At 72.9% G+C, this 13,092-nt stretch carries 11 protein-coding genes; 8 read left to right on the top strand and 3 right to left on the bottom strand.

The genetic code is table 11. The annotated features are described in order from the left end of the window. Positions 1-3 precede the first annotated feature (3 nt). Positions 4-1,467, bottom strand: coding sequence for a sulfatase family protein (locus tag ABD254_RS06860; protein ID WP_344246913.1), 1,464 nt, complete (start codon positions 1,465-1,467; stop codon positions 4-6). Further along, positions 1,464-2,507, bottom strand: a complete 1,044-nt coding sequence (locus ABD254_RS06855) for a hydroxyacid dehydrogenase (protein ID WP_344246911.1) — start codon at positions 2,505-2,507, stop codon at positions 1,464-1,466. The genes ABD254_RS06860 and ABD254_RS06855 overlap by 4 nt, the downstream gene beginning before the upstream one ends. A gap of 135 nt (positions 2,508-2,642) precedes the next feature. On the opposite strand from ABD254_RS06855, the gene ABD254_RS06850 reads away from it, so the two are divergent. From ABD254_RS06850 to ABD254_RS06815, 8 genes are all read left to right on the top strand, one after another. Then, positions 2,643-3,818: an ROK family protein gene (locus tag ABD254_RS06850; RefSeq protein WP_344246909.1), complete on the top strand. Its 1,176-nt coding sequence runs from the start codon at positions 2,643-2,645 to the stop codon at positions 3,816-3,818. A 108-nt stretch (positions 3,819-3,926) separates the two neighbouring features. Continuing rightward, a complete protein-coding gene (locus ABD254_RS06845) occupies positions 3,927-5,018 on the top strand; it encodes a substrate-binding domain-containing protein (RefSeq protein WP_344246907.1) in 1,092 nt (363 codons plus the stop codon). A 97-nt stretch (positions 5,019-5,115) separates the two neighbouring features. Beyond that, positions 5,116-6,411: an ABC transporter substrate-binding protein gene (locus ABD254_RS06840; RefSeq protein WP_344246905.1), complete on the top strand. Its 1,296-nt coding sequence runs from the start codon at positions 5,116-5,118 to the stop codon at positions 6,409-6,411. Positions 6,412-6,472: 61 nt separating this feature from the next. After that, complete coding sequence (locus ABD254_RS06835) at positions 6,473-7,405, top strand: carbohydrate ABC transporter permease (protein WP_344246903.1); 933 nt, start codon at positions 6,473-6,475, stop codon at positions 7,403-7,405. Then, a complete protein-coding gene (locus ABD254_RS06830) occupies positions 7,405-8,322 on the top strand; it encodes a carbohydrate ABC transporter permease (RefSeq protein ID WP_344246901.1) in 918 nt (305 codons plus the stop codon). Before ABD254_RS06835 ends, ABD254_RS06830 begins: the two co-directional genes overlap by 1 nt. Before the next feature lie 29 nt (positions 8,323-8,351). Beyond that, entirely contained in the window at positions 8,352-9,326 is a 975-nt protein-coding gene (locus tag ABD254_RS06825; protein ID WP_344246898.1) for a hydroxyacid dehydrogenase, read from the top strand. A 66-nt stretch (positions 9,327-9,392) separates the two neighbouring features. Further along, complete coding sequence (locus ABD254_RS06820) at positions 9,393-11,423, top strand: outer membrane protein assembly factor BamB family protein (protein ID WP_344246896.1); 2,031 nt, start codon at positions 9,393-9,395, stop codon at positions 11,421-11,423. A 108-nt stretch (positions 11,424-11,531) separates the two neighbouring features. Then, positions 11,532-12,101, top strand: a complete 570-nt coding sequence (locus ABD254_RS06815; protein ID WP_344246894.1) for a GNAT family N-acetyltransferase — start codon at positions 11,532-11,534, stop codon at positions 12,099-12,101. Here ABD254_RS06815 and ABD254_RS06810 read toward each other — a convergent pair. Beyond that, a complete protein-coding gene (locus tag ABD254_RS06810) occupies positions 12,093-13,013 on the bottom strand; it encodes an LLM class flavin-dependent oxidoreductase (RefSeq protein ID WP_344246892.1) in 921 nt (306 codons plus the stop codon). The genes ABD254_RS06815 and ABD254_RS06810 overlap by 9 nt on opposite strands. Positions 13,014-13,092: the final 79 nt, after the last annotated feature.

Raw genomic sequence — 13,092 nt, 5'->3', positions numbered from 1 at the left:
GATTCACTTCCTGTCATAGGCGGTGGCGAGGGGAGCCGCGTCGCGTGGCGCGGACCCGTGAGCTGACCTGTGCCGGACTTCTCGTCCGGCGGGGAGCGGACCGTGTGCGCGCTCGGCGGTCCGGAGGGTGTCGAGGGCGAGCCGATGCCGTGCCGAGCCGGGGTCGGTCGTCAGGAGCGGGTCGTCGGTCTCGCGCATCCAGTCGAGCAGCGCGCGGCACAGCTCGGCGAACGTCGCGTCGAGCGCCGGGTCGGCGGCGTCGGCGAGGCCCGGGGAGAGGTCGTGGAGCTCGTCCGGGTCCCGGACGAGGTCGTAGAGCTCGACCGCGCGGCTCGTCGCGATCGTGGGGACCCGGAGGTCCGCGGGGCGGCTGCGGTGGACCCAGGACTGGGTCGGGTCCATCGCCCGCGGGGCGTTGTCGAAGTTCACGACGAGCTTGTGCGTCGCCGAGCGGACCGAGCGCTTCGGGTCGTAGTAGATGTGGTGGCTCTGCTGGCCGAACGTGTAGCGGCGGACCGGATGGCCCTGCTCGACGAGCGGGGCCAGGCTGGTCCCGGCTGCTTCGGCCTCCGGCGGCAGGCCCAGCACGTCGAAGAGCGTCGGCAGGACGTCGACGTGGCTCACGGCGTCCGCGACCCGGCGGCCGACCCAGCCCGGTCGCCCCGGGACCCGGGCGATCAGCGCCACCCCGAGACCCGCGTCGTACAGGGTGCACTTGGCGCCCGGCAGGGCGAGGCCGTGATCGGTCGTGAAGAGCACGACCGTGCTCTCGGCGAGTCCCAGCTCGTCGAGGCGGGCGAGGACCGCCCCGACGCCGGCGTCCATGTGACCCACGGCGCCCTGGAGCTCTGCGATCTCCTCGCGGGCGCCGTCGTCGTCGTGCAGATAGGGCGGGACGGCGTGGCCGCGGCTGGGATCCGGGCCGAACCCGTCCCCGAGGAACCCCATGACGCCGGGTCGGTCGCGGTCGGTGGCGGTGCGGTGGGGCTCGTGGAACCCGGCCTGCAGGTAGAACGGACGGCCGTCGTCGGCGGCGCTCTCGAGCGCCTCCACCGTGCGCGCCACGACGGTGTCGCGCGACCCCCCGGTGCGGACCCGGTCGAAGCCGAGCCGGTCCGCCACCTCGTCGTCGGGCAGCACGAGCGACTCGTGGTGCACGCCCACGAGCTCCGTGCGGTAGCCGTACCTGCGCAGCCGGTGTGCGACGTGGGTCGACGGGTCGAGCAGGTCCCAGCCGAACGGCTGGTGGGTCAGCCCGAGGACCCCGGTGCGCTGCGGGTAGGCCCCGGTGAAGAGCGACGCGCGTGAGGGGCTGCAGGTGGGCGAGGTCGCGAAGGCCTGTTCGAAGACGACGGCGCCGTCGGCGAAGGCGTCCAGGTGCGGGGTGCCCACGGTCGCCACCCCGTAGGTGCCGAGGAACCGGCCGAGGTCGTGGCAGTGCAGGAACAGCACGTTGCGGGGGGTCATCCCATTCGCTCCATCTGCGCGCGGGTCACCGCGTGCTCGAGCGGCATCCCGGCGAGGTGGCGGCGAACCTCGTCGACGACGATCCGGCCGGCACGGCGGCGCGACTCCACGGTCGCGCCGGCGACGTGCGGGGTGAGGAGCACGTTGGGCAGGCGACGCCACCGGTCGTCGGTGGGCAGCGGTTCGTCGTCGAACACGTCGAGCGCCGCGTCGAGGCGGCCCGAGCTCACGGCGTCGTACAGCGCGTCCATGTCGACGATCTCCGACCGTGCCGTGTTCACCACCGCGGCGCCGTCGGGGATCGTCGCGATGCGGGCGGCGTCGATCAGGCCGGCGGTCTCTCGCGTCGCCGGGGCGTGCACCGCGACGACGTCGCTCCCCGACAGCAGGGTGTCGAGGTCGGTGGCGATCGGTCGCAGCGCGTCGTCGGGCGGCAGGTACGGGTCGTAGACGTGGACGTCGGCGCCGAGAGCCCGGCATGACTCGACATACCCGCGGCCCGTGCGGGACGCGCCGATCACGCCGATGCGGGCGCCGCCGATCTCGCGCGCTCGGGTGACCCGTCGGGCCTCGTCCCAGCCGGCCCCGGAGCGCAGGGCGTGGTCGAGACGATGGGTGCGCCGCAGCAGGCTCAGGGTGCCGGTCAGCGCCAGCTCGGCGACGGCGGGCGCCATCGCTGCGCCCGCCTGCGAGATCGGGATCCCCGTGGCCCAGAAGTCGTCGCTGGTCACCGCGCGCAGGGACGACGCGGCGTGCATGACGAGCTCGAGATCGCGGGCGGCTGCGAGGCGCCCCGCATCGAGGCGGGGAGATCCCCAGGCGGTGACCAGCACCTGGGCGTGCTCCATGACCTGGGCGAAGCTGTCGGCGTCCCGGACGTCGTCGGGCTGGCACCAGGTCACGGCGCCGAGTGCCGCGAGGTCGGCTCGAGTCTCGTCGGGGAAGAAAGCGTTCGCCTCGGGCTCGGCGACGCACACGACCAGCCGCGGGCGCCCGTCCGATGCCGGGGGCGTGTCGACGTCGATGTCGGAGCGATCCATAGCCCGGGACCCTAGGCAGGGAGATTTCATTCTGTCAATGACTGAAAGAAATGATGTTAGGTTCTGTGCTGTCGGCGACCACGACGTCCGTCAGGACCACCGTGGTCGGGTGCCCGAGCGTGAGGAGTCGTGCCGGTGGTCGTCGCGAGAGCGGGGAGCAAGGAGCTCATCAGGCAGATCAACGAGGCCCTGGTCCTCGATGTCGTCCGAGATCTGGGGCCCGTCGCCCGGGGCGCGATCGCGGCCCGGACCGGCCTCAGCCCGGCGACGGTCACGGGGATCGCCGGCCGCATGATCGAGCTGGGGATGCTGGTCGAGAGCGACGTCCACCAGGGTGCGCGCGGACGCCCGGCGCGGCTGCTCGAGCTCGGTGACGACGCCTTCGTCGTCGCCGGCGCGCGGGTCGCGACCGACCACGTCGACGTCGTCCTGGTGAGCCTGCGCGGCGAGGTCGTGGTGTCGCACCGCGAACCGCTCGGGTCGACGGATCCGTCCGACGTCGCGCGTGCCGTCGCGCGCGCCGTGGCGGCGGTGTCGGACGGACGGTCCTCGTCGCTCTTCGGCGTCGGGGTGGCGGTCTCCGGCGTGGTCGACCACGCTCGTGGTCGCGTGCGGCACAGCGGATCCCTGGGCTGGGAGGACGTCCCGCTCCGGGACGAGCTCGACCACGCGCTCGGGCGGTCCACGACGCTCGACAGCTACGTGAACTGCCTGGCGCAGAGGCTGCTGCTCTTCGACCGCTCGCGCAACGGTCGGGACCTCCTCGTCGTGAACGTCGGGATCAGCCTCGGGGCGTCGATCGTCGTGCAGGGGGCGATCCACCGCGGGTTCGACGGGGCCGTCGGGGGGCTCGCGCACAGTCGCCTCCCCGGCGGGGGGCCGAGCCGCCGCTGCCACTGCGGCGCGGTCGACTGCCTAGAGACCCGCGCCAGCCGCTGGGGCATCGAGCAGGAGCTGGAGCGTCGGGGGCTTCCGCTCGACCCCTCGTCGGACGGCGCCGCCGCGATCGTCGAGGACGCGGTGAACCACCTGGCGCTCGGGGTCGCCAACGTCGCGAAGGTGCTCGGCCCCGAGCGCGTCGTGCTGGCCGTCACCCCGGACATGGACCTGCCGCAGCTCACCGACGGCCTCGCCGCCGCCGTCGGGCGCGAGTACGTGCACCACAATGCCCCGGCGCCCCAGGTGACGGTGGAGCTCGCGGACCACCTCGCCCTCGCGACCGGCGCGGCCTACGTCTCGCTGGCCCGGCTGTTCACCCCCTCGGGTGCGGTAGGAACCGTGCGCCGCCCCGGCCTCCCCGTCGCTGGCTGAGCGCGCCCGACGGCGGGGCAGCGCTCCGCGGGACGGCCCTGTCCGCTCGTCGGTGTGGTTGACTGTGCGGAATTGAAAACGCACATAGTCACACACGCGGAGGTCGCCATGGTCGCTGCCGCCCGGCACGACGCCATCCTGCGAGAGCTGGAGCTGAAGGGCTCGCTCCGCGTCGCCGCGCTGTCGTCAAGGCTGCGGGTCTCCGAGATGACCCTGCGGCGGGACCTGGCCGAGCTGGAGTCCCGCGGCCTGCTCGCGCGTGTGCACGGCGGTGCGGTCTCGAACGCGGTCGCCCGGCAGCAGGAGCGGGCGACCGACCGTGCCGGTCGGCGGCCGCAGCGCCCGGTCGCCACGATCGGCATGATCGCGCCCTCGGCGAGCTACTACTACCCGCAGGTGATCCGGGGGGCCAGCGACGCGGCCCGCGAGCTGAACTGCCGGCTCGTGCTCGGCACGACGAACTACTCCGAGCGCGAGGAGCTGCGCCAGGCCGAGCGGCTGATCGCCGGCGGGGTGGACGCGCTCCTGATCACGCCGCGGGGCAGCCTCTCGGAGGGCTCGGCCCTGCACGCCCTGCTGACCGAGGCGACGACCCCGGTCGTGGTCGTCGAGCGCGCCGTCGACGAGCGGGGCGCGGGCCGGCTCGAGTGGGTGCGCAGCGACCACGCCTACGGCGCCGAGCTCGCGGTCCGGCACCTCGCCGGGCTCGGGCACCGGCGCATCGCGCTCGCCGCTCGCGAGACGCCCACCACCGGCGCCCTGGGCGACGGGTACGAGCACGCGATGGCCCACCTGGGCCTCCAGGACCACGCGCTCCAGCGGATGCTGCCCGCGCCGGGGGTCGGTGAGGACGTGACGATCGAGGAGATCGGACGGTTCCTCGACGTCTGCGTGGAGCGGGAGGTGACGGCGGCGCTGGTCCTGGGCGACGTGGACTCGATGGCGTTCGCGGACCTCGCGATCGAGCGCGGCATCCGGATACCCGAGGACTTCGCGCTCGTCGCCTACGACGACGAGTTCTCCGACCTCGCCGCCGTGCCGCTCACCGCGGTCGCCCCGCCGAAGCGCGACCTCGGGTACGCCGCGCTGCGCCTCGCCGTCGACCATCTCCGGCAGGCGGAGCACACCAGCCGTGCCGTCACGCGGATGATGCTGCTGCCCACCCTCGTGGAACGGGAATCGACCCGCGCCGCCGAGTAGATGTGCGGTAATGTTCGAATGTCTCCTTCTGCTTGTGTTGTGGTGCCGCGGTCGGCTTCAGTGGCGACAGCACGCATCACATTCAAAGGAGAATCCCATGAGCCTGCGTCGCGCTCCGCTCACCGCGGCGGCCTTCCTGGCCGCCGGTGCCCTGCTGGCCGGCTGCACCTCCGGCTCCGCCGCCACGCCGGAGGCCTCGGAGGAGGCCACCGGTGAGATCACGTTCTGGTCGTCGCTGAGCGGCATGGCCGACGTCGCCGCCGCGTTCAACGCGAGCCAGGACGACATCACCGTCACCTTCGAGGAGATCCCGAACGGCGCCAACGGCGGCTACACCAAGCTGTCCGCGGCGATCGACTCGGGCACCGGCCCTGACGTGGTCGGCGTCGAGTACTACCGCCTGCCGGGCTTCGCCGCCGCCGAGCAGGTCGTCCCGCTCGACGAGCTCGTCCCCGCCGAGACCCTCGGCGAGTACGGCGACGAGGTGCGCGAGCTCGTCACGTTCGGCGACGCGACCTACGGCATGCCCTACGACGCTCCGCCGCTGATCATGTGGTACCGCCAGGACGTGCTCGACGCCGCCGGCGTCGACGTCCCGACGACCTGGGACGAGTTCGAGGCCGCGGCCCGCGCCGTGCGCAAGTCCGACCCGGACGCCTACCTCACGAGCTTCTTCACGAACGAGCCCCAGCTGGCGCCGCTGTCGTGGCAGGCGGGCGGCCAGTGGTTCGGCGTCGAGGACGACCACTGGAAGGTGTCGATCGACGACGAGGCGAGCCAGAAGGTCGCCGACTACTGGCAGAAGCTCATCGACGAGGACCTCGTCAAGGCGCAGGTCGGGTTCAGCGACGAGTGGACCGCCGACCTCAACAACGGTGTGGTGAACGGGTGGGTCGGCGGCTCGTGGAGCGCCTCCAGCCTCATGACGCGCACCGAGGCCGCCGGTCAGAAGGGCAAGTGGGTCGCGGCCGAGCCGCCGTCGTGGGACGGCGAGGAGACCGGCGCACTGAGCGGCGGGACGAGCTTCGCGGTCACCGAGAACTCGGAGAACCAGGCCGCAGCCGCGGCGTTCCTCGAGTGGCTCACCACCGACCCGGCCGCCGTCGAGGCGCGGGGCGAGGCCGGCACCGCCTACCTCGCCTACCCCGGCCTCAACGACGTCGCCGAGAAGGTCGCCCCGACGGGGTACTTCGCGAACGACATCTACGGGGTCTTCGACGCGGCGTCCTCGCACCTCGTCGGCGGCTGGTCGTGGGGTCCGGACTTCGACATCACGAACACGGCGATGACCGACTCCGTGGCCACGGCGCCCACCCTCGGCGACGCGCTCGACGAGATGCAGAGCGCGACCGTCGACGGGCTCGGCCAGCTCGGCCTCGACGTCACCGAGTAGAACCAGCGGCGCCGGCGGGGGCCCGCTCCCCCGCCGGCGCCATTCTTCGAAGGGCAGCACCATGACCGTCCGCACCGACTCCCCGACGCAGCGCGTCGTTCGGCGGCGGCCGATCCGGGGTACCGGGGGCCGCACCGCAACGCTCTTCCTTGCCCCGTTCTTCGGAGTCTTCCTCGTCTCGATGATCGCGCCGGTGGTCTACGCGATCGGGCTGAGCCTGTTCGCGGAGCGCCGCAGCGGCCTCGGCTTCGGCGGCGCGGAGCGCGTCTTCGTCGGGCTCGGCAACTACGCCGACGTGCTCTCGAGCGACACGTTCGTGGGCGGCTTCGGCCGGCTCGCGCTCTACTGCCTGCTCTACGTCCCGACGCTCCTCGGGGTGGCGCTGGTCCTCGCGCTCCTGCTGGACGCGGCGGTGGCGAGGGCGCGGCGCGCGTTCCAGCTCCTGCTGTTCCTGCCGCACGCCGTGCCGGGCGTCATCGCCGCGCTGATCTGGGCGTACCTCTACACGCCGGGCGTCAGCCCGTTCGTCTCGGCGCTCGAGTCCGGCGGCATCCAGATCGACTTCCTGTCGGTGCACATGGTGCTCCCGTCGATGGTGAACATCGCGGTCTGGGAGTGGGCCGGCTACAACGTGATCATCCTCTTCACCGCCCTCCAGGCAGTGCCGCGGGAGGTCCTCGAGGCGGCGCGCGTCGACGGGGCCGGCGAGATCCGCGCGGCGCTGGCGATCAAGGCGCCGCTCATCGGCGCCGCCCTCGGGGTCGCCCTGCTGTTCACGGTGATCGGCTCGCTCCAGCTCTTCACGGAGCCCCAGATCCTCTCGACCGCGACGACCGCCGTCACGAGCACGTGGGTGCCGAACATGTGGGCGTACGACGCGGCGTTCAACCGCAACAACCTGCCCCAGGCGGCGGCCGCGTCGATCATCCTCGCGGTCCTCGCGGGGGCGCTGTCCTGGGTGGTCACCCGCTTCACCTCGAAGGGACGTTCCTGATGACCACGACGCTCGCCGCGCGACCGCGCTCCGACGTCGCCGCCCGTCCGCCGCGAGCGGCCGGCCGTCGTCGAGGCCGCCCGTCCGGTCGGGCCGGGGCGGCGCTCGGGGTGAACGCGATCCTGATCCTCGGCTCGGCGTACATGGTGCTGCCGCTGCTGTGGCTCGTCTTCGCCACGACCAAGGACGCCAGCTCGCTGTACGGCAGCAACGCCTTCACCCCGGGCGGCGCGTTCTTGGAGAACCTCCAACAGCTCCTCGCCCAGGACGGCGGGATCTTCCTGCGCTGGCTCGGCAACAGCATCCTGTACGCGGGCGTCGGCGCCGTCGTGGCCGGGTTCATCGCGCTGATGGCGGGCTACGCCTTCGACAAGTTCCGGTTCCGCGGCAAGGACACGCTCTACGGCACGGTGCTGATCGGGGTGCTCATCCCGAACACCGCCACGGTGATCCCGCTCTACCTGCTCGCGGCGTCGATCGGGCTCACCAACACGGTCTGGGCGGTGCTGATCCCCGCGTTCTGCAACCCGTTCAGCGTGTACCTCGCCCGGGTGTTCAGCTCGGGGTACCTCCCGGACGCGACCCTCGAGGCCGCCCGCGTCGACGGCGCCGGCCCGATCCGCAGCTTCGTGAGCATCGGGCTCCCGATGCTCGTGCCCGGGTTCGTGACGATCGCGCTCTTCCAGTTCGTCGCCGTCTGGAACAACTTCATGCTGCCGCTGATCATGCTGCAGGACCGCGACCTGTTCCCGACGAGCGTGGGCATCTTCCTCTGGCAGAGCCAGGTGCAGCAGAACCCGGAGTACTCGCCGCTCGTGATCGCCGGGTCCTTCCTGTCGGTCGTCCCGCTCGTGGTCGCGTTCGTGCTGCTGCAGCGCTTCTGGCGGGCGGGCCTGGCGGCGGGGAGCGTCAAGTGAGCGCCCGGCGGGTCAGGGTCGCGTTCGCGATGAAGCCCGACACGCGCGCTCGGGTCTTCGGGCCCGAACAGGTCGCGCGGTTCGAGGAGGTCGCCGACGTCCGCGGCTTCCTCACGGAGTACGAGTCGGACGCCGCGCGCCGGGTGCTGTCGGGCGTGGAGGTCCTGGTGACCGGGTGGGGCGCCCCGTTCGTCGACGGCGCCGTCCTCGACGCCGCGCCGCACCTGCGGGCGATCCTGCACTCCGCGGGCACCGTCAAGCCGTACCTGGCGGACGATGTGCTCGAGCGCGGCGTCCGGGTCAGCTCCGCGGCGGGCGCGAACGCCGTGCCGGTCGCCGAGTACACGGCCGCGATGATCGTCCTCGCCAACAAGAAGCTCCTGCCGATCGCCGCGCGGTACAAGACGCTGAGGCAGGAGTTCGACGTCGAGCAGGCGTTCCCCGGCCTGGGGAACTTCGGCAAGCGCGTCGGCATCGTGGGCGCGTCGAAGATCGGCCGCAAGGTCGTCGAGCTGCTGCGCGCGTACGCGCTCGAGGTCGTGGTCTACGACCCGTTCCTGTCCGCCGCCGACGCGGCCGCGCTCGGCGTCGAGGCGGTCGGGCTCGACGAGCTCCTCGCCACGTCCGACGTCGTCTCGCTGCACGCGCCGTCGCTGCCCGCGACCCGCAACCTCGTGGACGCGCGCGGCATCGGCCTGATGCGCGTCGGCGCGACGCTCGTGAACACGGCGCGGGGCGAGATCGTCGACCAGGACGCGCTGACCCGTCGAGTCGTGGCGGGGGAGCTGTTCGCGATCCTCGACGTCACCACCCCGTGGGTGCTCGACACCGACCACCCGCTGTACTCGCACGATCACGCGCTGCTCACCCCGCACGTCGCGGGCTCGCTCGGCGTCGAGCTCGGCCGCCTCGCCGACGTCGTGCTCGACGAGCTGCGTCTCCTCGTCGACGGGCGGCCGCTGGAGCACGAGATCGCGGCCGACGTGATGGCGATCACGGCCTGACCTTCGGGTGGCCGTCCGACAGACCCTCCGAGATCCCGCTTTCCGCTGACGAACGAAGGAGTTCCGATGACCACCCTCCCCGCCCCCACCCGACGCGCGATCCTCCAGGCCGGCGGCGTCGGCGTCCTGTCCGCGGTCGCGGCGGTCGCCGCGGGCCAGCAGGCGCAGGCGCTCGGCACCCGCCCGGACGGCACCCGAGGCCCGAAGATCGTCGACCTCGGCCCCGCCGTCCAGCAGTTCGGCCTGATGAGCGCCGTGCTCGTCGGCGAGACCGTGTACATCGGGTCGCGCAACGTCGAGCCGGCGAACGTGGTGGCGTTCCACGTGCCGACGCGCACCGTGACGGCGACGACGACCGTGCCGACCGGCTACGCCATCCAGGCGATGGCCGGGGACCCGACGGGCCGGTACCTGTACTTCGGGATGCTCAAGAAGGACGACGGGCCCGAGGCCAACCTCTACCGCTGGGACCTGACGGCTCCCGACAGCCCCGCGGAGGAGATCGGCCGCATCGGGGACCGCGACGTGCGCGACGTCGCGGTGGCGCCCGACGGCGCCGTCTTCGCGGTCGGCGGGGGCAGCCCCACACCGCCGGAGCTGTGGCAGTTCGACCCCGCGACCGGCATCGTGACCAGCCTCGGGGTGCCCGACGCGCGGTCCACGCTCGCGCGCGCGGTGGCCGCGTCCGGGTCCACCGTCTTCTTCGGCGCCGGGACCACCTTCGGCGGCGGCGCGGGCACCAGCCGCGCGTCGCTCATCGCGTACGACCGGTCGGCCGCGACGTTCAGCCAGGTCGTGCCGGAGGAGCTGGCCGCCGACCCGAGCATCCGGGAGCTGGCGGTCGTCGGCGACAAGCTCGTCGCCTCGACGGCCGCCTCGACCGCCTCGTCGAAGCTCGCCCTCATCGACCTGGACGCCCCGGCCTCGTACACGGTGGCCACCTCGATCGGGAAGACCGCGAAGAACTTCGCGGCCGACGGCGACCACATCTACCTCGCCAACGAGACCGGCATCGTCGTGTACTCGGGGGCGAGCGGCACCATCGAGCCGCTCGACCTCGGGACCCTGCAGCTCGGCGAGATCTGGGGGGTCGACGCGCGGGAGGGCGCGCTCTACGTCGTGTCGGCCTACGGGTTCGTCGCCGAGATCGACCTCGCGACGCGCGGGTGGACGACGACCGACCTCGCGGAGGCGGGCGCCCCCGTCCTGCCCCAGACCTGCATGGGCATCGCGGCCGGCGCGGGCTACGTGTACGTCGGCGGCAACGGCGTGATCGCCCGGCACTCGCTCGCGAGCGGGGAGGTCGTGAACGTCCGCGTGCCCGGCGAGGCGAAGGACGCCGAGGTCGTGGACGGCGTGCTCTACACCGGTCAGTACAGCTCCCAGGGCATCTGGTCGTACGACCCGCGCCACGGCGACGCCGCGACCCAGGTGGCGAGGTTCTCGTCGGAGCAGAACCGACCGCTCGACACGACGTGGGACGAGGTCAACGGGCTGTTCCTGGTCGGCGCCCAGGCCGACACCGAGGGCGGCGGCTCGTTCTGGACCTACGACCCCGCGACGGGTGCGTCGACGAGCGCCATCGACCCGATCGACGACATCCAGCTCGTCCGTGCGGTCGCGACCGCGGACGGCGTCGCCTACCTCGGCGGCGACAACGCCCAGAAGACCGGCCCGCGCGGCACCGTCGTCGCCTGGGACCCGGTCGCCGGCACCGAGCTCTGGCGCATCGAGACCGCGCAGCCCAAGGGGATCGCCGCCCTCGCCGTGCGCGGCCGGCACCTGTACGCGCTCACCATCGGGGGCACCCTCGTCGTCGTCGACCGCGCCAGGCGCCGGGTCGTGCACACGGCGGACCACCGCGCGCTCGTGCCCGGCTTCGCGGCGATGGCCACCAACCGCGGCGTCGTGTACGCCGTCTCCGACACCACGGTGTTCCGGTTCGACCCGAAGACCTTCGCGGTCACAGTCGTCCTGCCGGAGACCGAGGGCGGCTGGTACAGCGGGTCGCACCTCAACGTCGACGCAGAGACCGGGCTGATCTACACGCTCCGCGGGCGAAACCTCGTGCAGATCGACGACCATCCCCGACGCTGACGAATCCGTCCCGCACGTCGTGCCCAGCCATCCATCGCCGAACACGGGGTTCCGATCGCTTTCCGGACGGTTTCCGATAGCAACCCCGTGTTCGGCGATGATGGGCGGGTGATCCACGACCTCACCCTCGCCGGCCACGGCGTCCGCCTCGAACCTCTCGGGCGCGAGCACGCCCCCGGCCTGCTCCCGCTGATCGACGAGGGCCTGTGGTTCGGCCTGGCGTCCCCTACCCCGACATCGGTCGGCGACGTCGAGGCCTGGATCGACAAGGGCGTGTCCACGCCCGGGACGCAGGCGTTCGCCGTCGTCGGGGAGGAGGGCGAGGTGCGCGGCTCGACGCGGTTCTACGATCTGGCGCCCGTCCCCGGTCGGGTCGAGATCGGTGCCACCTTCTACGGCCGCGACTGGTGGGGAGGGCGGACGAACCCCGCCTGCAAGCTCCTCATGCTGGGCCACGCGTTCGACGCGTGGGGCCTGCGCCGGGTCGCGCTGCGCGCCGACGCCCGCAACTCCCGCTCGCGCGCTGCGATCCAGCGGCTCGGCGCACGGCCCGAGGGCGTGCTGCGCAAGCATCGCGTCGCAGCCGACGGGACGGTCGGGGACACGGCGTACTTCTCGATCGTCGACGACGAGTGGCCCGACGTCCGCAAGGGGCTCGAGCAGCGGCTCTCAGCGTAGTAGGGGCGCGACCTCCTCGCCGAGGAAGGTGGCGAAGCCGTCGAGGTCAGGCTCATCGAGGGTGGGCTGGGCGACGAGCGACGACACGCCGAGCGCGGCGAACCGCCGGAGACCGTCGGCGAGCGCGCCCGCACCTCCCCAGGAGGCGTGGTTCGCGAGCGTCTCGTCGTCCGCGGCGTCGACGCCCCACCTGGCGAAGTTGCGGCGCAGCCGTTCCGGGGCGTCCTTCCCGGTGGCCGCGTGCAGGAAGGCCACGACCCTGAAGGGGTGCTCGCTCCCGGGGCCGGACTCGGCCACGGGCGGAAGCCCGGCTGTCTCCCGCCCCTCGTCGAGCAGGCCGATCGCCTGCCGCACGCCGGACAGACCGGCATCGCCGTCCAGCACGACGCCGTCGGCGACCTCGCCGACCAGGCGCATCGTCTTGGGCCCCTTCGCCGCCGCGAGCACCGGGGGCGCGGCCGCCGGCGGCCAGTCCAGCGCGACGCCGTCGAGCGTGACGTAGCGGCCCGACGTCGTGATCCGCTCGCCGGCGAGCAGCGCCCGCAGGGCGGTGACCTGCTCGCGCATCAGGGTCAGCGGCGAGGCCGCCTTGGCGCCGACCTGGCCCATCCAGTCCTGCACGCCGTGCCCGACGCCGGGCAGGAACCGGCCCGGGAACATCCCGTCGATCGTCGAGGTCTCCATCGCGGTGAGCGCCGCGTTCCGCAGGGGCAGCGGCATGACGCCGATCCCGACCCGCAGGCGCTCGGTGGCGCCCAGCATCGCGGCGGCCGCGCTCGGCCCGGACTCCAGGAAGCAGTCCTCCCACAACCACACCTCGTCGAGGCCCGCGGCCTCGGCGGTGCGCGCGAAGGGCACGAACCGCGACGGGGGGTTGCCGTAGGGCGCGATGATGCAGCCGATCGTTGTCATGCGGCCGATCCTGCCCCGCGGGTCCGACACGCCGCCCCCGACGCGCCGAACAGGCGGTTGGCACCTCAATCGCGCCCCC

It is taken from the genome of Isoptericola hypogeus, assembly GCF_039531145.1.
GTDB classification, from domain to species: Bacteria; Actinomycetota; Actinomycetes; order Actinomycetales; family Cellulomonadaceae; genus Isoptericola; species Isoptericola hypogeus.
Note: the sequence above shows the minus strand (reverse complement) of the source record. Positions and strands in the feature narration are given on the sequence as shown.

What these genes read in the sequence shown, in the direction of transcription:
- ABD254_RS06830 (WP_344246901.1), top strand. Translation starts at nt 7,405, where the DNA reads ATGACCACGACGCTCGCCGCGCGACCGCGCTCCGACGTCGCCGCCCGT.
- ABD254_RS06825 (WP_344246898.1), top strand. Translation starts at nt 8,352, where the DNA reads ATGAAGCCCGACACGCGCGCTCGGGTCTTCGGGCCCGAACAGGTCGCG.
- ABD254_RS06810 (WP_344246892.1), bottom strand. Translation starts at nt 13,013, where the DNA reads ATGACAACGATCGGCTGCATCATCGCGCCCTACGGCAACCCCCCGTCG.
- ABD254_RS06855 (WP_344246911.1), bottom strand. Translation starts at nt 2,507, where the DNA reads ATGGATCGCTCCGACATCGACGTCGACACGCCCCCGGCATCGGACGGG.
- ABD254_RS06835 (WP_344246903.1), top strand. Translation starts at nt 6,473, where the DNA reads ATGACCGTCCGCACCGACTCCCCGACGCAGCGCGTCGTTCGGCGGCGG.
- ABD254_RS06860 (WP_344246913.1), bottom strand. Translation starts at nt 1,467, where the DNA reads ATGACCCCCCGCAACGTGCTGTTCCTGCACTGCCACGACCTCGGCCGG.
- ABD254_RS06820 (WP_344246896.1), top strand. Translation starts at nt 9,393, where the DNA reads ATGACCACCCTCCCCGCCCCCACCCGACGCGCGATCCTCCAGGCCGGC.
- ABD254_RS06840 (WP_344246905.1), top strand. Translation starts at nt 5,116, where the DNA reads ATGAGCCTGCGTCGCGCTCCGCTCACCGCGGCGGCCTTCCTGGCCGCC.
- ABD254_RS06845 (WP_344246907.1), top strand. Translation starts at nt 3,927, where the DNA reads ATGGTCGCTGCCGCCCGGCACGACGCCATCCTGCGAGAGCTGGAGCTG.